This window comes from Pseudidiomarina indica (assembly GCF_900104245.1).
GTDB classification, from domain to species: Bacteria; Pseudomonadota; Gammaproteobacteria; order Enterobacterales; family Alteromonadaceae; genus Pseudidiomarina; species Pseudidiomarina indica.
In genome coordinates, this window is the sequence record NZ_FMXN01000004.1 from 49,143 (window position 1) to 69,891 (window position 20,749).

A 20,749-nucleotide genomic window follows, 5' to 3' on the forward strand; every position below is an offset into this window, starting at 1 on the left:
GCAGAATGGATCAGCGTATACTGAGCGTCGCTAGAAAAATTCGGCTGTCTAATTGTGGCCTGTTACGAAGTCAATTGCTGTACCTCGTTTTGTAAGTCCCCAAGTAATACACGTAATTTTTATTAGCAATACCCTAGATTTTCACATGCACTACGAGGAATCACAGCATGTCTACAGTAACTGGTAAAGTTAAATTCTTTAACGAAGCTAAAGGCTTCGGTTTCATCGAGCAAGAGCAAGGCGCAGACGTATTCGTACATTTCAGCGCTATTCAGTCTGACGGTTTCAAAACCTTAGCTGAAGGCCAAACTGTTCAATTCACTATCGAGCAAGGCCCTAAAGGCCCACAAGCTTCTAACGTCGTTCCTATGTAATCGACGTTTCTTCTAGCGAAGAATTCCAAAAAGCCGCTCATCCGAGCGGCTTTTTTTGTTCCTCTTGCAAGAAATCCATGTCATCCAAATCAACATCAGGAATTTCTTCACACACGTTACCCCCCAGCTGATTCACTGCTGAGCACAACTCGGTGACTTTTTCATCGAGCAATTGCACATGGTCTAACATGCGGCCAATCGCTGTTGCGACTGGGTCTGGATTATCTGCAGAAATAGCATACGCATCGAAACCATACTGCTTCGCCATTTCTTCCCGTCGTTTCGCCACTTCCTCACTCATTGCACTACGGGCAACTCGTGCAGGGATGCCGACAACCGTGGTACTTGCAGGGACATCCTTCACGACCACCGCATTTGAGCCAATCCGTGCGTTTTCGCCAACGACAATGGGCCCCAACACTTTGGCGCCTGCTCCAATCACCACACCGTCACACAAGGTTGGATGGCGTTTGCCTTGATTCCAACTGGTGCCTCCTAAGGTGACCCCGTGATAGATAGTAACATCGTCGCCAATTTCAGCGGTTTCGCCAATCACCACGCCCATGCCATGGTCAATAAAGAAGCGCCGCCCAATTTTCGCGCCTGGATGAATTTCAATCCCGGTGAGCCAGCGCGAAAACGTGGATAACCAGCGCGCCAACCAAAACCAACGACAACGCCACAGTCGGTGACTGATGCGATGCCACCAAATGGCATGTAAACCAGGATAAGTCGTTAATACTTCAAACGTATTGCGTGCTGCAGGGTCGCGTGCAAACACACTTTTGATATCTTCTCTAATGCGTTGAAACATGAATCGATTTGCCTAATGGGTCCGACAACAAACGGCTATTATATCAATAACTGCTTATGGTTGCGTTAATTCACTAAGAAAAAGCGGTTAAAAACACATCCACCAATTGACCTGACGACTCACTCGTGGCTAAGGTGGGGAGGTGATAAATAATAACCATAAAACACCACAACCAAGGAAATCATTATGCGTCATTTACTTGCGCTCTCTATCGCACTTGGCTTCAGCGCCAGTGCTCATGCCGATACGCTGATTTATGCCGGCACCCTCATTGATGGAACCCCCACGGCTCCGCAAAAAAATATGACCGTCGTTGTTGCAGACGGCACGATCAAAGCCATCGAGCGAGGTTTTAAAATACCTTCCAGCACCGATGTGGTGATTGATCGCCGTGATGGCACCGTCATGCCCGGGTTTATTGACATGCACACCCATTTAACCTCCCAGTTGGGCCCTGGTAGCTATTTGCATCGTTATGTTAAAAGTGCTGCGGATGTCACCCTAGATGCGGTTCACTTTGCGGAAAAAACCCTCATGGCTGGCTTTACCACGGTTCGTGACCTTGGTGATGCGTACGATGCCAGTATTGCGCTGCGAAATGCCATCAATGCCGGCAAAGTCATTGGGCCGCGTATTTATACCGCAGGGAAATCTCTCGCCACCACCGGCGGCCATGCCGACCCCACCAATGGCGCCCGCCCCGATCTGTTTGCTCCTCCAACACCAGCACAGGGCGTATTGGATGGACCTTATGAAGCACGACAAGCCGTGCGAGCTCGCTATCAGGATGGGGCTGACCTGATTAAGTTAACCGTTACCGGCGGCGTATTAAGTGTGGCGAAAAGCGGACATAACCCGCAGTTTATGGCCGATGAACTTGAAGCCATTGTCACCACGGCACGTGATTATGAAATGAAAGTAACGGTGCATGCCCATGGTAAGGAAGGCATGCTCCGCGCCATTGCCGCAGGTGTTGACTCCATTGAACACGGCACTTACATGGATGAAGAAGTAATGGCAGCCATGATTAAACATGATGTTTACTACGTGCCGACCATTACTGCCGGGCGTTCGGTGGCGGACCGCGCTAAAATCGATGGGTTTTTCCCTGACTTAGTCCGCCCGAAGGCAGCTGCCATTGGTCCACAAATTCAGCAAACCTTTGCCCAAGCCTATCAAGCCGGCGTTAAAATCGCATTTGGGACGGACGCTGGGGTGTTTGACCACGGCGAGAACTACCGTGAGTTTATTTATATGGTGGAAGCAGGCATGCCACCGCTCGAAGCAATTCGAAGTGCCACGGCTGAGGCTGCGAAACTCTTAGGAGATTCGAGCATCGGCACGCTAACGGTAGGTAAACGTGCCGATTTAGTGGCGGTCGAGGGCAACCCTCTTGAGGATATTCAACGGCTTGCCCACGTCAATTTCGTCATGAAAGACGGAACAATCTACAAACAATAACTTACGCAAAGTCCTTCAGGAGCTGGTTGACGTCACGCAAAATGATTTCTTCCAGCTCTTTTTCATACCCTTCGCGCTCACGGTCCATTTTTCGAATTTCGGCTTTAGGGTACGTATTACGAGCCTCATGGGTTGGCATATGTTTAATCCGCTCATACATATCATGGATTGCCGGATATTTTTGAGCATAACCCGCTGAGGTCGATTCAACCCGTAAATCGAGCAGCACGACTAAGCGAATCGCCCCTTCTGACAGCGGGCATTGCCCCTGCGCCATTGCTTTAGCGATGGTAACTATGCTTTCGTGCAACCTCTCATTACGCTTGGCGAGCGCTTCATCACGTACTTGGTTCTGTTTTTTCAATAAGGCGAATAAGCGGCCTGCATAAAATGCGAGCCCCACAATAATGAGGATGCCCAACACCAGCAATCCCCATAGCCACATTGGCATTGTTGTTGTTGCTTCAATCATCATCTTCCTCGTCGTCCTCGTCGTCATCTAAATCGAGGCCTAATTGGTCCGCCAACTCAGCAAAACGCTCCGTGCATTCGTCCACATAGGCTTGTTCCGCGTCTGTCAGAGGGATCTCCTGATCAATTTTATCCAAGAGTTCGTGCAAGCGCGCGTCATTCTCCAGCGCTTGCAGCTCTGCATACGCAGCATCCTGCGCCAACAACGGCTTGCTTTCGGTGGTTGTCTCCAACGTGACTAGAGGAATAGGCTTCTTGCTACCATGCCGTGGGTCTTGCGATGCAGGATGAGAGTTCCGCCCTGCCGACTGTTGCCCCATATTCGGGTTAAATCGGCTACCCGGCTGATGCCCTTTTGATTTGCGAATTGCTTTACCCGAACTGGGCTTGCCCTTCGGGGTCTCCCAAGGTTTCTTATCAGCTTTAGAGGGGGCAAGGGGGCCCGTTTTACGAGATTTTTTGACGCGTGTCATGTCCGTGTTCCAGCACAAGTAGTGGGTATTGAATGGCAGCATGCCATCATTCATTTATGAGAGCATAGTGTAACTGATCGTGCGGGCAATAAAAAAGGCGATGTTGCCATCGCCTGATTTATTCTCATCTCTTCACACAGCGCACGTGCGATTTCGAGAACGGTTGTCACATCTTCCTTGTTTTAAATTATAACGTCCGTGAGAGATTTTATTATTATTGTTATTAGTTAAGCGCATTAACCAAGCTCTGTTGTTATTATTGTGCTGGTTAATTTTGGCCTCCTGGCCATGTTCTTATTCCCTGGATTATTACGATACTTCCTAAACAAACCCTTATTTGATAAGGGCTGCATATAATCCGATGGCATTCAGAGTACTGATTCGTAGCAAATTATCAATGATTATTATGTTATAAGCAAGTCACTTCTTATAACCATTTTACTCAAGCTGCTGAATCCCGTGCTATTTCACTTCATTTTTTTGCAACAAAAAATTAAAAAGGCAGCCGAAGCTGCCTTTTAGTGGATTAATACAATCCTTGAATATACTGCGACAGAATTTCAATGTCTTTGTCAGTGAGTTTCGCTGCAACGTCGCGCATCATGCCATTGAGGTCATTCTGACGCTCTCCGCTGCGGAAACGCTCAAGCTGTTGCTTGGTGTAAGCTGCGCTCTGACCTGAAATATCAGGGAAGTTTGCTAACGCCATGCCATCACCGCGAGGACCGTGACAAGCTGCACATGCTGCAATACCGCGTGCTTCATCGCCACCGATAAATAACTTTTGACCTTCGGCAATGACGTCTTCTGGAGCGCTACCTGGTGACATTTCTTGCGCTGCAAAGAATGCCGCTAAGTCTGCCATATCTTGCTCGCTTAACATCATCACTTGCCCTTGCATGATAGGATCAGCACGACCTTGCTCACCGCCTGTTTCAGCAGCTAATTTATAATCTTTTAGCTGTTTGAACAGGTAACTTTCATGCTGGCCAGCAATTTTAGGGTACATATCTAACGGCGAGTTGCCATCAGGGCCGTGACACGCCGCACAAACAGCTGATTTTTGCTGCCCTGCTTCGGCGTTACCTGTTGCTGCCATGGCAATACCTGTTAAGCCTAAGTACAGGCCTACGAACATTGCGATTTTTTTCATGATCGATATCTCTGCTCTGGGAAATTGTGACACACGCTATTTTACACAAAAGTTGTAAGGATTAAACGTCTATTCGTGCTACTATGTGCTTTCTGATGAGGTCACACAGCATTTTTATGACTACCACGCTAAATTTTCAACCCACAAAATTTATCACGAGCGCTGCAAATATTCGACAGTTACCCGAAGATGTCGGCGTCGAAATCGCTTTTGCAGGCCGTTCTAATGCCGGAAAATCCAGCGCATTAAACACCTTAACGCGACAAAAGTCACTGGCCCGGACCAGTAAAACACCGGGCCGTACGCAATTAATTAACGTTTTTGAAGTGGCGCCACAGAAACGTCTGATCGATTTGCCGGGTTATGGTTATGCTAAAGTCCCGCTTGCGGTGAAAGAAAAATGGCAACGGGCTCTCAGTGAATACCTGCAACAACGCAAATCATTGCGTGGCCTCGTATTATTAATGGATATTCGCCATCCATACCGTGATACCGATCAGGAATTGTTGCACTGGGCGACTGATTGTAACATTCCAGTGCTGATTTTGTTGACCAAAGCGGATAAATTAAAAGCCGGACAACGAAAAAGTACTTTGCTGAAAGCGCGCGAAGCCGCTCTTGTATTCGGCGACAACGTTCAAGTTGAAGCGTTTTCATCCCTCAACCAGTTAGGACTTCCGCAAGTCGAGTTGATTCTTAGCCAATGGCTGAATCAAGCCGACGAAGTACCGACTGATTTGGGTGCAAGCGATGTCGAGCAATAGCCAGCCACCTCTCAAAGCGTGGCTGATGCTGATGCTACTTGCCCTTATTTGGGGCAGCTCCTTTATGCTCATCAAGGTGGGCCTGACTAAACTCTCCCCCACCCAGCTGGCAGCCATCAGAATTTCATCGGCAGGCTTTATTCTGCTTCCCTTTCTGCTACGTCGCTTTAAGACCGTTCGCCCACATCATTTACTGAAGCTCATCTCGGTGGGGTTGGTCGGTAGTTTTATCCCTGCCATTTTATTCTCAGTGGCACAAACCAAGCTCCCTAGCGGGGTGACTGGGGTGTTGAATACCTTTACCCCCCTCGCGACCTTATTAATTGGTATTTTGATTTTTAAGCAGGCACTGATTAAACAGCAATTAATTGGCGTGCTGGTCGGGTTGCTTGGCACCATTTTGCTGATCACGGCTGCGGGCGGTAACCAACTGCAATTCAACGGGTATGCCTTATTCGTGATTGCTGCCACCATTTGCTACGGGATGAATTTAAACTTGATTAAACATCGCCTCCCTGACCTTGGTGCGCTGACCATTACCGGAGTGAGTCTGTTTCTAGTCGCGCCACCAGCGCTCATTTATTTATTGGTCGGCACCCCGTTTATTGAGCAAGTGAGCCAAGCGGATCCGGCCTTTTATCATGCGCTTGGCGCGGTACTGATACTAGGCACCGTGGGCACTGCCATGGCCTTGGTCTTGTTTAATACCGTGGTTAAACTGGCTGACACCACTTTCACCAGCTCCGTGACGTATATTATTCCGATCGTCGCGCTGATATTAGGGGTGCTGGATGGCGAGCCATTTTTGGTCGCCCATGGGGTTGGCTTGGTCGCGATTTTGTTAGGTGTGTTTATTAGTAATCACCGCAAACGGGTGTCTTAAAAAAGAAAAAGCCCGGCTTAAAAAGCCGGGCAAAAGTTCTTACAATCCAGGGAGAGAACATCTCAGAAAGGTATGATAAACGAACCTAGTAACGTTTCATTGTGCCTTTCAATAACTAGGACTTGTCGTTTTCAAAATAGTTCAAAAAAAATTCAATTTTTAAGAAAATATTTTTAGTGCGCTTCGTCCCAGTTCTGTCCTACTCCTGCTTCGGCAATTAAAGGAACTTTTAGTTCCGCAGCTTGCTCCATTATTTTTACCAATTCAGCTTTTGCCTCTTCAATGCAGTTTTCATGCACCTCAAACACCAGTTCATCATGCACTTGCATAATCATTCGTACCTCTTGCTGCGGCCACTTTTTATCAATCGCGGCCGCCACATCAATCATAGCCCGCTTAATGATGTCAGCCGCAGACCCTTGCATGGGGGCATTAATCGCCGCACGCTCCGCCGCATTACGGCGGACGGCTTGCTGTGATTTGATATCAGGTAAATGCAGTCGGCGTCCGAAAATGGTTTCCACATACCCCGCCTCGCTGGCCTTTTTCCGCGTGTTCTCCATATAGGTTAAAACCCCGGGGAAGCGATCAAAGTATTTATCCATATAGGTTTGGGCTTCGTGACGAGGAATATCGAGCTGACGCGCTAGACCAAACGCCGACATCCCGTAAATTAAGCCGAAGTTGACCGCTTTGGCTCGGCGCCGCTGCTCACTCGTCACCTCTTCCAACGCCACCCCAAACACTTCAGCGGCCGTTGCTTTGTGAATGTCTCGACCTTTCGAGAACGCATCCACCAAGGCCGGATCATCCGACAAGTGAGCCATAATTCGTAGTTCAATTTGGCTATAGTCGATAGCCATAATTTGATATCCCGCCGGAGCGGTAAAGGCTTGACGTACCCGCCGCCCATTCTCGGTACGGATAGGAATATTCTGCAAGTTCGGGTCACTGGAGGATAAACGTCCGGTGGCGGTCACCGCCTGATGATACGACGTATGGATACGACCTGAATGAGTGTTCACCATTTTCGGCAGTTTATCCGTATAGGTCGATTTCAACTTGCTCAGCCCACGGTACCGCATAATCACATCAGGTAACGGATAATCCAGCGCCAATTCCTGCAAAACCTCTTCGGCAGTCGAGGGAGCGCCTTTGGGGGTTTTCTTCAGCACCGGCAACTGCATTTTTTCAAACAAAATGGTTTGTAGTTGCTTCGTGGAACTCAAATTAAATGCTTGGCCGGCAATTTCGTGCGCTTGTGCTTCGAGCTCTTTCAGTTCCTCGGCCAATTCAGCACTTTGCTGACGTAACAGGGCACTATCGACTTGCACCCCCAACTGTTCCATGTTGACCAAAATCGGCAACAACGGCAGCTCAATCTCTTTTAACACTTGCACCAGGCCGGGCTCCGACTCTAATTCCGCCGAAATTGCTTGGTGTAATTGCAGCGTCACATCCGCGTCTTCGGCAGCGTACGGCGCCGCTTCTTCCACGGCAATTTGGTTAAAGCTGAGTTGCTTCGCCCCTTTCCCGGCAATGTCTTCAAATGAGATGGCGCGATGCCCTAAATACTGCAAACTTAAACTGTCCATATCGTGCCGCGAACCGACGCTATTCAACACATAGGATGCCAGCATGGTGTCGTTGATAATCCCAGTTAAGGTAATGTCGTAACGGCGTAAAATATGGCTATCGTATTTGAGGTTTTGTCCCACCCAGCGTGGTCTTGGGTCTTCAAAGAGCGGTTTCAGTTGCGCCAGCACCCAGTCACGACTTAATTGCTCCGGCGCCATGCCTAAGTCGTGGCCGACAGGAATATAACAAGCGCGCCCTGGCTTCATCGCAAACGACATGCCCACCAGCTCAGCTTCCATATAGTTGAGGCTGGTGGTTTCCGTATCAAAAGCAACCACTTCGGCGTCACGTAGCTCGTCCAGCCATGCCTGAAACCGCTCTTTGCTGGTCACGGTTTCATAGTCTCGCTCCCGAGCAGTGACCACGGTTTCTACCGGTTCTGCAGCGGCAGCAGGCGTGATGCCCAACACCCGATCAGTCACCGCCCCTTGATCAAGGGCTTCGCTCAACCAGCGCCGGAAATCACATTGCTTATAAAGCTCAATGAGTGTGTCTCTGTCCGATGGCTGAATTTTTAAATCATCAGGAGCTTGGGGTAAGGCCACATCCAATTTGATGGTCGCCAATTCGCGTGACATTAATAAAATATCGCGATGTTCACGAATTTTTTCAGGCATGGATTTCGCGCCGCGGAAACTCAAGGTGGCCACGGCATCGGGGTCTGCCAAGATAGCGTCAATGCTCTCCATTCCTTGCAACAAGGCTAGCGCCGTTTTTTCCCCGACTTTGGGTAAGCCAGGAATATTGTCAGAGCTGTCCCCCATCAGGGCGAGTAAATCAATGATCTGGCTGGGTTGTACACCATATTTGGCCACCACCCCTGCGGTATCCATCAAGGTATCCGTCATGGTGTTAATCAGCATCACATGGTCGTTCACCAATTGTGCCATGTCCTTATCACCGGTACTGATCAAGGTGAACCGTTGCTCTGCGGCGGCCTGTTGGGCCAAAGTGCCAATCACATCATCGGCTTCCACATCATCAATACATAACAGCGGTAACCCTAAGGCTTTGACGATGGCATGTAACGGTGCAATTTGCTGACGCAGATCATCGGGCATTGGCGGCCGATTGGCTTTGTAATCGCTATAAATTTCGTTACGAAACGTGGGGCCTTTCGCATCAAATACCACCGCCATATGAGACGGTTGATATTTCATGATCAAACTCCGCAACATGTTCACGACGCCATAAATGGCCCCCGTTGGTTCACCCGCTGCGTTGGTCAAGTGAGGCGGCGCATAGTAAGCGCGAAATAAGTAAGATGAACCATCAACAAGGATGAATGGGTTTTCAGGAACGACTGGAGTGGCTGCCATAAGTGCTGTCTCAAAATAAGCTGCTAAATTCTGTTGTTAAGCATGCCACAGCTCCGTTTTATTGGCTACTCATGGCTGGGAGTCATCTGTGGAAACGCTGTGGATAAGTCTGTTGAGAAATGCCGAATGCACCAGTGAAAGATCAGCGATCTCTGGTGGCGGATAGCTCTGTAAAGCCTTGAATAACAAGGGGTTCAGGGTAATGCAAAAGCCCCAACAACTTCTTTATAATTATCATCGTCAGTTGTGGAAACTGATTTTAAGCACAACCATAGGAGGGTACTGCGTGCTGCGTCAATTCTCGCGAATCGAATTAGAAGACTACCATAATTAATTCCAATTGCTAGCCCTCCCATCGCTTTTCTTAGAACAAATATTAATCAATGCTTTCTTTTCTTATAGCCAAAGAGCTTAAAAAGTATTAGCCAATCACTGCGCCTTGATTCATCAACTGTGCCCGTAATTGGGTCAAAACCGGCTCGGTATCAAGCTCAAGCTCAGGGTGCCACAATTGAAAGGCAACGGCTGCTTGCTCCACCAACATACTCAAGCCATCGTACACCTGAGTCACGCCTGCTTGCTGCGCACGCTGCATCATCAGGGTGGGCTGCGCTCCATAGCGCATGTCATACCAGGCCGTTGCCGAGGCCAGTTGTTCGTCCGCCAACGGCAACTGGTCGGTGCTGGTGGCTTGAATCACCAAGGCGCCAGCAGGAATCTGTAGCTGTTCATAAGTCACCGCTTGCACCCGTGCATCACCCACAGCAGCCACCAGCTCTTGAGCTCGAGACAAGGTTCGATTGGCAATGAAAATATGATCGACGTGCTGCGCTAACAACGGACCAAGAACACCGCGAGTCGCGCCACCAGCACCACAAATCACTATGGCTCGTTGTGTTAATTGTTGCTGGCAATGGTGCTGTAACGCGCGTACCAAGCCCACGCCGTCGGTGTTATCACCGAGCAATTGTCCCTGCCCCAGCGACACCAAGGTGTTCACAGCGCCAGCAAGCTGCGCTCGTGGGGTAAGCTGATTGACCAAGGCAAAAGCCTGCTGCTTAAAAGGTGCGGTCACATTGGCACCGGCTCCACCTTGATGAAAAAATGTCGCAACAGCACGACGAAACTGGGCGGTCGATGTTAGACTACGCGTATAACGCAAGGTGATGCCTGCCTGCGCCGCAAAAGCTTGATGAATGGCGGGTGACAGGCTATGCGCAATTGGATTCCCGAACACTGTAAAGAGCGCCATGTTTCAATTCCTACGTAACAAGAAAACCAGCCCCGGACCGCAGTCCATCTATGATCAACTCGGGGGAGAAACCGCCGTTCGTGCAATGGCCGAACGGTTTTATGATGTCATGGAGACACACCCGCAAGCAAAAGAATTGTTAGCTCTGCATCCGCAGCCAATGGATCTGATTCGGCAAAAATTCTTTGAATTTTTGAGTGGCTGGTTTGGTGGGCCACCGCTGTTTGAAGAGAAATATGGTCACCCACGCCTGCGCGCACGCCACCTTCCCTTTACCATTGATACGCGGATGCGCGATCAATGGTTACTTTGCATGTATCAGGTGCTGGACGAGCAAGTCACCGACCCATTGCTAAAAATTCAATTAAGGCAACGGTTCACCCAACTTGCTCATCACATGATCAATACCGATTAGAGTTCAGTAAGCCAGTCACGGGGGCGCAAATAATCCGTATATAAGCGCGCCTCTGGACTATTGGGCTCCGGCTCGTAACCGTATTCCCATCGCACGAGCGGTGGCATCGACATTAAAATTGATTCCGTGCGGCCACCGGTTTGCAATCCAAACAGAGTACCCCGGTCCCAAACCAAGTTAAATTCAACGTAACGGCCTCGACGATACAGCTGGAAATCACGTTCCCGCTCGCCGTAAGGGGTGTCTTTGCGGCGTGCAATAATGGGTAAATAAGCCTCCAAATAGGCGTCGCCCACGGCGCGCATAATGGCAAAGCTTTCCTCGAATCCACGCTCATTCAGATCATCAAAGAATAACCCACCCACACCGCGGGTTTCGTCGCGATGACGCAGCCAAAAATAATCATCGCACCATTGCTTAAACTTCGGATACAACTCGTCACCAAAAGGTTTGAGTGCATCATAGGCAACTTGGTGCCAATGCTTGATATCTTCATCAAAAGGGTAAAATGGGGTTAAATCAAAACCACCACCAAACCACCAAACCGGCTCCGCGCCCTCTTTTTCGGCAATAAAGAACCGCACATTCGCATGGCTGGTCGGAATATAAGGATTACGGGGATGAATCACCAATGACACCCCACAGGCATTAAAATTGCGACCCGCCAGTTCCGGACGATGTGCGGTGGCCGACGCTGGCATCTGTTCGCCAAACACGTGGGAATACCCCACCCCGCCCTGCTCAATAACGGCGCCATCCCGTAACACCCGCGAACGCCCACCGCCACCACCTGGACGATGCCAAGGGTCTTCTTGAAAGCGGCCGTCACCGTCGGCTTGCTCGAGCGCGTGGCAGATACGATCTTGTAACTCAGTCAAATACGCATTGACCTGGTCTAACATGGTGTTATGTTGCATGGCTACTCCCGAATAATGGTTTGGCGAATGGGATCAATAATTTGGGTTGGCTTCGCTAATGAACCGACCGGCGCCTCCATAATCCAGCCAATTTGGTCACCAAACGCCTGGCGCACGTCGGCCACTGTTTTGAACGCCGGCTGCCCCGTCAAATTAGCACTGGTCGACACAATGGCACTGCCCAAGGCTTTGCATAATTGCCGCGCTGGCTCGTGCGCCGTCACCCGAACGGCAATGGAATCATGCTGTCCGCGCAACCACGTGGGCACTGTTTCCTTGGCCGGCAACAAGAGGGTGACAGGCCCCGGCCACTGCGAAAAGACACCATAACGTTTATCCTGCGGAATACGTTGATCGGCGACAAAGTCTATCAATTGACTGTAATCCGCAGCGATCAGTATCAGGCCTTTATCAGGGCTGCGCTGTTTCAGGGTCAGCAGCTGCTGCACCGCCGCTTCATTGCGTGGATCACACCCCAGGCCAAACACAGCCTCGGTTGGATAGGCGATAAGCTCACCTTGAGAAAATGCTTGCTTGGCCAATAGCCAAGGATCGGTTACTCCGGTCATGATGATTCGTCTCGTCGTTGCTGGGTCACGCTATTTTAGCGGAGATTTGTAGTCACAGGAATGTTGCGCGCAGATTAGCCGCTCACCCGCAGCGGTTTTGCGCTTTAACAGAATCGGGAACTCACATTGGGGGCACACTTGCGCCACCGGTGGTAGCTGCACCGAATAGGAGCAGTCAGGATAACGGTCACAGGCATAAAAAGAACGCCCATAGCGACTGGTTTTTTGGACTAACTTGCCTTGCTGGCAGGTGGGACACGCCACGTTGGTGCCCGGATCGAAGTCCGCTGCCGTCATGTAATCACACTCGGGATAGCCACTGCACCCGACAAATAATCCGTAGCGACCCTTTTTCAACTGCAACTCACATTGGCATTGGGGACATGGCACCCCCAATGCTTGTGGTTCTAAAAAATTGTCTGACATTTAATGTAATAAACCCTCAGGCTCTTCAAACAGCAGCCCTTCCATTTGATCATAGGCGTCTTCATGGCCTGGCACATTAAACAGCACCATCAAAATCACCCATTTCAAATCATCTAAAGTAAATTGCTGAGTATCCAGTTCCATCACACGGTCAATAACCATCTCTCGTGTGGCAAAATCCAACACCCCGAGGTTTTCTAAATACATGATAAAGCCTCGGCTTTCACAATCCAGACGTGCCGCTTCTTCAGCGGTAAAAACACGGATACTTTTATGCTGTGATTGGTGGGTGTAGGGAATTGCTTGGCTGTCTTGTAAGTCAGCTAATCGCTCAAGCCACGCCAATGCCTTGAGGATTTCTTGGCGATGGAAGCCAGCCCGCGTAAGTTCGTCAGTAAGCTCGTCATGATTGACGACCACCTCCATGTCCGAATGAATAAAATTTTCGAACAAATACATGAGGATATCAAACATCGTTAGCGCCTCCCCATTCTGATGTAACCGCCAGGAACTGAGGTAACAACGCCCTCTAGTTCTAACATCACCAATTGTTCTGTCACAATCGCTATGGGTAGCCCACTGCGTGCGACAATCGTATCAACCGAAGTGACTTCCAATCCCACATTAGCCAACAATTGGTGGTTTGCCAAGCTCCGCGTGGAATTAATTTTATCGGATGGCACTGCCTGACTAGATGGTGGCGGCACGGCAAAATTCAACTCCCGCAAAAGGTCATCCACCGAGGTGGCTAATCCAGCCCCTTCTTTGAGGAGTTTGAAACTGCCGCTAAAGGCAACGTCCCACATGGATCCGGGCACCACCCAAATATCTTTGTTCTGCGCCTGAGCCAGCCCAGCCGTGGTCATGGTACCGCTGCGTAACTTCGCCTCGATAATCAGTATCAACGACGATAACCCGCTTAAAATACGATTGCGCCGCGGAAAATGATCCCGCTTAGGCGGCATACCAGGCGCAAATTCCGATACCAACACGCCCGCTTGGCGCACTTGTTGTTGTAATTGCCGATGACGTGGCGGGTAATAGATATCCGTGCCATTTCCTAGTACGGCCAACGTGGCGCCTTGTGCCAGCGCACCGCGATGAGCAGCCCCATCAATTCCCGTTGCCAGCCCACTGCTAACTAACACCCCCGCTTGGGTGAGCCCTCGCGCAAAATAATCCGCCGTATGCAGGCCAATTGGGGATGCATTGCGACTGCCAATAATCGCCACTTGCGGTACCTGCAACAATTCGGCGTTGCCACTGACAAACAACACCAACGGAGGATCATCAATTTGCCGCAAGCGCTCTGGATAAGCGGCGTCACGAATGGTGATATACCGACAATCTGGGTGCCGCAACCACTGCATAAAATGGCGGCAATGAGCGGGCGCAATCACCGTCTTGGAATGGTTCGCATGCGCCAGCATGTGGTCGATCGAACTCAGCGAACGTAAATAGCGACGATGCCTGGTCGGGGCACTTGCTAGAGCGAGCACCTGCTCGGCCAATTCTGCATCCATGCGGAACCTCTCAACGGTTGTAAATTCGTGTGTTTACCCTCAAATTAAGGTAAAATTGGCTAAGTTGAATTAATTGAATGAAAGGTTATGAGTAAATTAACTATTTTGAAATACCCAGACGAACGTTTACGCACCGTCGCACAGCCAATTGAGCAAGTGGATGACGCGTTGCGGAACCAAATCGATGACATGCTGGAAACCATGTATGAATCCAATGGCGTGGGCTTAGCTGCCACTCAAGTGGATTTTCATTACCGGTTATTTGTCGCCGACTGCAGCGCTGATCAAGATGAGCCGTTGGTATTTATTAACCCTGAAATTACCGCCAAAGAAGGGGAATTTACCAACGAAGAAGGCTGCTTATCCTTCCCTGGCGTGTATGCCAAAGTTGAACGCGCTGGGAAAGTGACGGTGCAAGCTCTCGATCGCAATGGGCAACCCTTTAGTTTAACCACTGAAGGACTACTCGCGATTTGTATTCAGCACGAGATTGACCATTTAAATGGCAAGTTATTCGTGGATTACTTATCGCCCCTAAAGCGTGACCGTATTCGCAAAAAGCTGGAAAAAGAAGCGCGGCTCAATGGCGAATAAACAACGAATTGTCTTTGCCGGAACACCGGAATTTGCCGCCCAACATTTGGCCGCATTGTTAGCAGATGAGCGCTGGGAAGTGGTTGCTGTCTATACACAGCCGGACCGCCCTGCTGGACGTGGCAAAAAGCTGCAAGCCAGTGCCGTCAAACAGCTTGCCCAAGCGCATCAGCTGCCCGTTGAGCAACCCGTGTCACTCAAATCTGCCGAGGCGCAGCAGCAATTACGGGACTATGCACCCGATGTGATGGTGGTCGTTGCCTATGGACTCCTCCTGCCCCAAGCGGTGCTGGATATCCCAACCTACGGCTGTGTGAACGTGCACGGTTCCTTATTACCTCGCTGGCGCGGCGCAGCACCGATTCAACGTGCGCTGTGGGCCGGCGATGATGAAACGGGCGTGGCCATTATGCGGATGGAAGCCGGGCTGGATACCGGGCCGGTGCTGTTAGAGGCAAAACTGCCCATTCTACCGACCGACACCTCTGCAAGTTTATACGAGAAGCTGGCCGAACTAGGCCCTAAAGCCTTATGTGAGGCATTGGCCCAATTACCAACGCTTCTTGACCAAGCCCAGCCGCAGGACGATAGCCAAGCCACCTACGCCCATAAACTCTCCAAAGAAGAAGCACAACTGGACTGGCAATTGCCAGCAGTGCAGTTGGAGCGTTGGGTGCGCGCATTTAATCCTTGGCCGATCTGCTGGTTCCCTGCCGCGAATGGTGAAATCATTAAGGTGTGGCAAGCGCAAGTCGATAACCAACAGAGTACCGCCCCTGCAGGCACAGTGTTACACGCCGATAAGCACGGTATTGTGATTCAAACCGGGCAAGGAGCGTTGCGCATCACCCAGCTGCAACCCGCCGGTAAGAAGCCCATGTCTGCCACCGATTTCTTGAACGGTCGCAGTGATTGGCTCGTGGTTGGCACGCAACTACCAACGGGGACATCATGAGCACCTGGGCCGGTGCGGAGAGCCGTGCCGCCGCGGCTCAAGCAGTGTTCCAAGTGGTTGAACAAGGGCGCTCCTTAAGTCAGGCGTTGCCACAGCTCACCCGCTCACTGAGTGGTCGAGATAAAGGCATGGCGCAAGCATTAGCCTACGGCACATTGCGCTTTTTACCACCGTTGAATTACATGATTAGCCAACAGCTGGCCAAGCCGCTGAAAGGGGAACTACTGCCCCTCCACAGTCTTTTGTTAGTGGGCGCTTACCAACTTACCTACATGGGCGCTGCTGAACATGCGGCTGTATCCGCCACCGTGGACGCTGCCCATTTACTGAAACGCAGTAAACAAAAAGGGCTAGTCAACGCGGTATTGCGCAATATTCAGCGCCAATGGCCTGAATTACAAGCAGCCATTGCCGCACACCCACAACTCAGCCATGCCCATCCGCGCTGGTTGGCAGACGCGATTCATACGCATTATCCGCAGCAAGCCGCACAAGTTATTGCAGCCAATAATGCTCAAGCGCCCATGTGGCTTCGCATTAACGAACAGTACACCACCCGCGACAACTATTTAGCCTTGCTGGCACAAGCAGGTATTGACGCCCTGCCCCAAGCACCGCTCAGCAGTGCCATTCAATTAGCGCAAGCCGTGGATGTGCAATCCTTGCCCCATTTCGCAGACGGCTGGGTATCAGTGCAAGACATTGCTGCACAACACGCGGTCTATTTATTGAACGCCCAAGCCGGTGAGCGTATTTTGGACTGCTGCGCTGCCCCAGGAGGGAAAACGGCGCACATTTTAGAACGTCAGCCTACGGCTCAGGTACTCGCCATTGATGTGGATGAGCAGCGCTTAACCCGGGTGCACGACAACTTGCAGCGCCTAGGCTTGCAAGCGCAAGTACAAGTGGCCGACGCCACCCAAACTGATTGGTGGGATGGTCAACTATTTGATCGAATTCTACTCGACGCGCCCTGTTCAGCAACCGGCGTGATCCGCCGTCATCCTGATATAAAATGGTTACGGCGTGCCACTGATATTACTGAGTTGGCCACCTTACAGCAGCAGATTTTGCAAACCCTTTGGCCATTATTAAAACCGGGCGGTACTCTGCTGTACGCAACTTGCTCAATTTTGGCAGAAGAAAATACCCAGCAAATTGCGAGATTTATCGACCACACCGCTGATGCAATTCAGGTTGCGACCGCACCAACCGGTGCGCTAGAGTGGCAATGGTTGCCAGGCGAAAACGATGGTGACGGCTTCTTTTATGCAACTCTGGAAAAACGACCATGAAAATTGTGATTCTAGGCGGCGGACAGGTTGGGGCAACCCTTGCTGAGAACCTGGTAGGCGAAGATAACGATATTACTGTTGTCGATACTGATAAACGTCGATTGGAATCACTTGCTGAAGCCCTTGATATTCGTACCATTGAGGGCCACGCCTCGCATCCACGCGTGTTGCGCGCAGCCGGGTGCGAAGATGCCGACATGCTCATTGCCGTCACCACCAGTGATGAAATCAACATGATGGCATGTCAGGTGGCCTACACCCTATTCAAAACACCCAAGCGGATTGCCCGTATTCGCTCACATGAATACAGTGATTTTGCCGATTCCCTGTTCCATAAAGATGACCTTCCCGTTGACCACGTCATTTCACCGGAGCAACAAGTCACGGATTATATTAAACGCTTGGTGGATTACCCGGGTGCGTTGCAAGTGGTGGAGTTTGCCAATGGCAGAGCCAGCTTAGTGGCGGTGCGTGCTTATTATGGCGGCAAACTGGTGGGCCACCCCATTGCTGCGTTAAAAAATCACCTATCTAACGCCGAGGCCCGAGTTGCTGCAATTTTTCGGCGCGGACACGCGATTAAACCAACTGGAACCACCATCATCGAAGCCGGCGATGAAGTATTTTTTGTCACTGATACGCGCGCTGTACGAACGGTGATGGAAGCCATGCAGAGACTTGAAAACCCTTATCGACGCATCCTGATTGCTGGGGGCGGCAATGTCGGTGCGGGCTTGGCGGCACAATTAGAAAATCAGCACTATGTGAAGCTGATCGAGCAGAATCCCGAGCGCGCGGAAGCATTAAACGAACGCTTAGAAAAAACCACCGTGCTGTATGGCAATGCCTCTGATGAACGATTGTTGCTAGACGAAAACGTGGATGACATGGATGTATTTATTGCCGTGACCAATGACGATGAGGCCAATATTATGTCGGCCATGCTCGCCAAACGGCTCGGTGCGAAGAAAACCATGGTGCTAATTCAGCGCCAAGCCTATATTGAATTAACCCAAGATCACGTCATCGATATCGCAATTTCACCGCAACGTGCCACTGTTTCATCCTTACTTTCGCTGGTCAGAAAAGGCGATATAGTGAATGCTTACTCACTCCGTAAAGGCGTTGCAGAGGCGATTGAGGTGATTGCCCATGGCGATGAACAAACCTCCAAAGTCATTGGCAAAAGCATTGATGAAATTAAATTACCACCCGGCGCAACCATTGGCGCCATTGTGCGCGGTCATGAGGTGCTGATTGCTCACCACGACACCATTTTACAGGCCGATGACCACGTGATTGTGTTCTTAGTAGATAAGCAATATATCGGCGAAGTTGAGCACCTATTCCAACCCGGCGCCCTCTTCTTCTAGCACTTTAACTACGCCAGAAAGTGGGGGTTAAGAGCACCAAGATGGTGAAGATTTCTAACCGCCCAAACAACATCGCAAGCATCAGCATCCATTTAGCTGGAGCTGAAATATCCGCATAGTTTTGCACCACCTCGCCAAAGCCTGGACCTAAATTATTTAAACAGGCGGCGACCGCAGAAAATGCCGTGACTTGATCCAACCCAGTGGCTAATAAACCCAGCATGATCACGGCAAAGACCAGCGCATAGGCGGCAAAAAAGCCCCACACCGCTTCCACTACCCGAGGCGGCACAATACGCGAACCTAGTTTTACCGAATACACGCCTTGTGGATGAACCAACCGATTCAATTCACGCACCCCCTGCCGTGCTAGTAGCAACACACGCACTACTTTCAAGCCGCCAGCGGTGGAACTGGCACAGCCCCCAATGAAGCTAGCTAAAATCAACAGCACTGGAATAAATAGCGGCCACACCGAGAAATCTGCGGTGGTAAAGCCGGCGGTGGTGCTAATCGATACGCTCTGAATAAAGGCTTGATCCAAAGTTTCAGCAGCACTACCAAACACCTGCTGACTCAACAAAGTCACAAACACCACAACGAATAACGTCACTTGAACCAGCATGAATGCACGCACTTCAGAGTCCTGGGTATAACTGCGGAACGAACGCCCAGTAATGGCCGCGTAGTGAACGGCAAAATTCATCGCTGACAACAGCAGAAAAATGCCACAAATGGTGTTAATCAAAGCACTATCGAAATAGCCTAAATTGGCATCATAGGTACTAAAGCCTCCCACCGAGACCGTGGAAAATGCATGGCCAATAGCGTCAAACCACCCCATGCCAGCAACTTTATAGGCGGCTGCGCAGGCCACCGTTAGCGCCACATAGATGTACCATAAGTGTTTGGCAGTATCGGCAATGCGCGGCGTCATCTTGGCATCTTTTAATGGCCCCGGAATTTCAGCGCGATAGAGCTGCATGCCACCAATGCCTAACATGGGTAAAATAGCGACCGCTAACACGATAATCCCCATACCGCCGAGCCATTGCAATTGCTGTCGGTAGTAAAGAATGCTGTGAGGAAGGGTTTCAATGCCGCTCAGGACGGTGGCACCGGTGGTGGTTAAGCCCGAAAACGACTCGAATGCGGCATCGGTAAAACTGAGCCCGAGTTCACCGGTAAACCAAAAGGGCAGGATGCCGACACAGCCCAACACCGACCAAAACAGCACGGTCAGTAAAAAACCATCGCGAACTTTCAGGTCAGAATATGCAGCGCGGTTCGGGTACCACACCCAAAACCCCACAATGAGGCTTACGACAAATGCCACTAAAAACGCTAAACCGCCGCCATCTTGATACCAAAGCGCAATTAAAGCGGGCGGGATGAGGGTGACGCTGAACAAGCAGATTAATAAACCTAATGTTCTTAAAATACCACGCCATCGCATTAGGAAGCCTCGTCCGCAATGGTCATGATTACGCGCCCTTGAGTCATGTTGGTTAGTTCCGTTTGTAGTGCGGAGGCCGTGTCTGCAACCACCTCTAGTTGCATTTCAATGACATCCGTAAACTCTTGCGTTGCGATAACCGCATCATATTTTTGTAAGGTATGGGTCACCACGCTTTGGTCCCCGTAATCGTAGTTGATTTGGGCGGTTTTGCGCAATATTTTCGGCGTGGTCGTCACGCATTTTAGGACCTCACTGACAGCTTGACTGTACGCCCGCTGGAGCCCACCCGTCCCTAACTTGATGCCGCCAAAATAACGCACCACGATCACCGACACCTCGCCTAACCCACTGCTTTGAAGCACATGAAACATGGGCCGACCTGCGGTTCCCGAGGGCTCGCCATCATCGCTCATGGCATAGGCTTGGCTGTTATTCGGAGCCCCCCAAATGGCCGCCGTACAATAATGCGTAGCACCAGGCCACTCTTGCTGACAATAACGTAAATGCTGCTGATGCTCCGCAGCACTTGAAACAGGCCATAACGACGTAATAAAACGACTGTTTTTAATCACTAACTCATGTGTCGCTGGTGCGCTGGGCACCTGATATCCACTCATGACT

General features: G+C 50.5%; 22 protein-coding genes. 9 read left to right on the forward strand and 13 right to left on the reverse strand.

Annotated elements, in window-relative coordinates; genetic code table 11:
* The first annotated feature begins 167 nt into the window (after positions 1-167).
* The gene (locus BLP64_RS04600; RefSeq protein ID WP_055439451.1) at positions 168-374 is read left to right on the forward strand and encodes a cold-shock protein; all 207 of its coding nucleotides are present in this window, start codon (positions 168-170) and stop codon (positions 372-374) included.
* Between the two features lie 37 nt (positions 375-411).
* Here the strand turns inward: BLP64_RS04600 and cysE are convergent, their stop codons facing one another.
* On the reverse strand, positions 412-1,188 hold the full coding sequence (cysE, locus tag BLP64_RS04605) for a serine O-acetyltransferase (protein ID WP_092592232.1): 777 nt from the start codon (positions 1,186-1,188) through the stop codon (positions 412-414).
* Between the two features lie 183 nt (positions 1,189-1,371).
* On the opposite strand from cysE, the gene BLP64_RS04610 reads away from it, so the two are divergent.
* Entirely contained in the window at positions 1,372-2,649 is a 1,278-nt protein-coding gene (locus tag BLP64_RS04610) for a metal-dependent hydrolase family protein (RefSeq protein ID WP_407681262.1), read from the forward strand.
* Between the two features lies 1 nt (position 2,650).
* On the opposite strand, the gene BLP64_RS04615 is transcribed toward BLP64_RS04610, so the two are convergent.
* The 3 genes from BLP64_RS04615 to BLP64_RS04625 form a co-directional block, all read right to left on the reverse strand.
* Complete coding sequence (locus BLP64_RS04615; protein ID WP_233340106.1) at positions 2,651-3,124, reverse strand: DUF2489 domain-containing protein; 474 nt, start codon at positions 3,122-3,124, stop codon at positions 2,651-2,653.
* Positions 3,114-3,593, reverse strand: coding sequence for a Der GTPase-activating protein YihI (gene yihI, locus BLP64_RS04620; protein ID WP_176754921.1), 480 nt, complete (start codon positions 3,591-3,593; stop codon positions 3,114-3,116). Before yihI ends, BLP64_RS04615 begins: the two co-directional genes overlap by 11 nt.
* Positions 3,594-4,119: 526 nt before the next feature.
* A complete protein-coding gene (locus BLP64_RS04625; protein ID WP_092592238.1) occupies positions 4,120-4,746 on the reverse strand; it encodes a c-type cytochrome in 627 nt (208 codons plus the stop codon).
* Positions 4,747-4,862: 116 nt separating this feature from the next.
* Between BLP64_RS04625 and yihA the strand changes: the two genes are divergently transcribed.
* Together yihA and BLP64_RS04635 are read left to right on the forward strand one after the other, a co-directional pair.
* Positions 4,863-5,510 carry a ribosome biogenesis GTP-binding protein YihA/YsxC gene (yihA, locus tag BLP64_RS04630; protein WP_092592240.1) on the forward strand — a complete coding sequence of 216 codons (648 nt, stop codon included), beginning with the start codon at positions 4,863-4,865 and terminating at the stop codon, positions 5,508-5,510.
* Positions 5,497-6,393, forward strand: coding sequence for a DMT family transporter (locus BLP64_RS04635; protein WP_092592242.1), 897 nt, complete (start codon positions 5,497-5,499; stop codon positions 6,391-6,393). The genes yihA and BLP64_RS04635 overlap by 14 nt, the downstream gene beginning before the upstream one ends.
* A 173-nt stretch (positions 6,394-6,566) precedes the next feature.
* On the opposite strand, the gene polA is transcribed toward BLP64_RS04635, so the two are convergent.
* A complete protein-coding gene (gene polA / locus BLP64_RS04640; RefSeq protein ID WP_092592244.1) occupies positions 6,567-9,350 on the reverse strand; it encodes a DNA polymerase I in 2,784 nt (927 codons plus the stop codon).
* 421 nt (positions 9,351-9,771) lie between these two features.
* The gene (gene aroE, locus BLP64_RS04645; RefSeq protein ID WP_092592246.1) at positions 9,772-10,602 is read right to left on the reverse strand and encodes a shikimate dehydrogenase; all 831 of its coding nucleotides are present in this window, start codon (positions 10,600-10,602) and stop codon (positions 9,772-9,774) included.
* Here aroE and BLP64_RS04650 point away from each other — a divergent pair.
* On the forward strand, positions 10,601-11,017 hold the full coding sequence (locus BLP64_RS04650) for a group II truncated hemoglobin (protein ID WP_092592248.1): 417 nt from the start codon (positions 10,601-10,603) through the stop codon (positions 11,015-11,017). The two genes, aroE and BLP64_RS04650, sit on opposite strands and share 2 nt — an antisense overlap.
* Here the strand turns inward: BLP64_RS04650 and hemF are convergent.
* From hemF to dprA, 5 genes are read right to left on the reverse strand one after another with little or no spacing between them, the layout of a single operon-like run.
* Complete coding sequence (gene hemF / locus BLP64_RS04655; RefSeq protein ID WP_092592250.1) at positions 11,014-11,934, reverse strand: oxygen-dependent coproporphyrinogen oxidase; 921 nt, start codon at positions 11,932-11,934, stop codon at positions 11,014-11,016. The genes BLP64_RS04650 and hemF overlap by 4 nt on opposite strands.
* A gap of 2 nt (positions 11,935-11,936) precedes the next feature.
* Positions 11,937-12,503: an L-threonylcarbamoyladenylate synthase type 1 TsaC gene (locus BLP64_RS04660; RefSeq protein WP_092592252.1), complete on the reverse strand. Its 567-nt coding sequence runs from the start codon at positions 12,501-12,503 to the stop codon at positions 11,937-11,939.
* A 30-nt stretch (positions 12,504-12,533) separates the two neighbouring features.
* Positions 12,534-12,929, reverse strand: coding sequence for a DNA topoisomerase family protein (locus BLP64_RS04665; protein ID WP_092592254.1), 396 nt, complete (start codon positions 12,927-12,929; stop codon positions 12,534-12,536).
* Entirely contained in the window at positions 12,930-13,403 is a 474-nt protein-coding gene (locus BLP64_RS04670) for a DUF494 family protein (RefSeq protein WP_092592256.1), read from the reverse strand.
* 2 nt (positions 13,404-13,405) lie between these two features.
* Positions 13,406-14,452, reverse strand: a complete 1,047-nt coding sequence (gene dprA / locus BLP64_RS04675; protein ID WP_092592258.1) for a DNA-processing protein DprA — start codon at positions 14,450-14,452, stop codon at positions 13,406-13,408.
* Between the two features lie 87 nt (positions 14,453-14,539).
* On the opposite strand from dprA, the gene def reads away from it, so the two are divergent.
* From def to trkA, 4 genes are read left to right on the forward strand one after another with little or no spacing between them, the layout of a single operon-like run.
* Positions 14,540-15,046 (forward strand): peptide deformylase, encoded by a 507-nt coding sequence (gene def, locus BLP64_RS04680; protein ID WP_092592260.1) that lies wholly within the window; start codon positions 14,540-14,542, stop codon positions 15,044-15,046.
* Positions 15,036-16,001, forward strand: coding sequence for a methionyl-tRNA formyltransferase (gene fmt / locus BLP64_RS04685; RefSeq protein WP_092592262.1), 966 nt, complete (start codon positions 15,036-15,038; stop codon positions 15,999-16,001). Before def ends, fmt begins: the two co-directional genes overlap by 11 nt.
* Positions 15,998-17,296, forward strand: a complete 1,299-nt coding sequence (rsmB, locus tag BLP64_RS04690; protein WP_092592264.1) for a 16S rRNA (cytosine(967)-C(5))-methyltransferase RsmB — start codon at positions 15,998-16,000, stop codon at positions 17,294-17,296. The genes fmt and rsmB overlap by 4 nt, the downstream gene beginning before the upstream one ends.
* Positions 17,293-18,669 (forward strand): Trk system potassium transporter TrkA, encoded by a 1,377-nt coding sequence (gene trkA, locus BLP64_RS04695; protein WP_092592266.1) that lies wholly within the window; start codon positions 17,293-17,295, stop codon positions 18,667-18,669. The genes rsmB and trkA overlap by 4 nt, the downstream gene beginning before the upstream one ends.
* A gap of 4 nt (positions 18,670-18,673) precedes the next feature.
* On the opposite strand, the gene BLP64_RS04700 is transcribed toward trkA, so the two are convergent.
* Together BLP64_RS04700 and BLP64_RS04705 are read right to left on the reverse strand one after the other, a co-directional pair.
* Positions 18,674-20,125 carry a TrkH family potassium uptake protein gene (locus BLP64_RS04700; protein WP_092592268.1) on the reverse strand — a complete coding sequence of 484 codons (1,452 nt, stop codon included), beginning with the start codon at positions 20,123-20,125 and terminating at the stop codon, positions 18,674-18,676.
* Positions 20,125-20,745 (reverse strand): YigZ family protein, encoded by a 621-nt coding sequence (locus tag BLP64_RS04705; RefSeq protein WP_092592270.1) that lies wholly within the window; start codon positions 20,743-20,745, stop codon positions 20,125-20,127. The genes BLP64_RS04700 and BLP64_RS04705 overlap by 1 nt, the downstream gene beginning before the upstream one ends.
* Between the last annotated feature and the right edge of the window lie 4 nt (positions 20,746-20,749).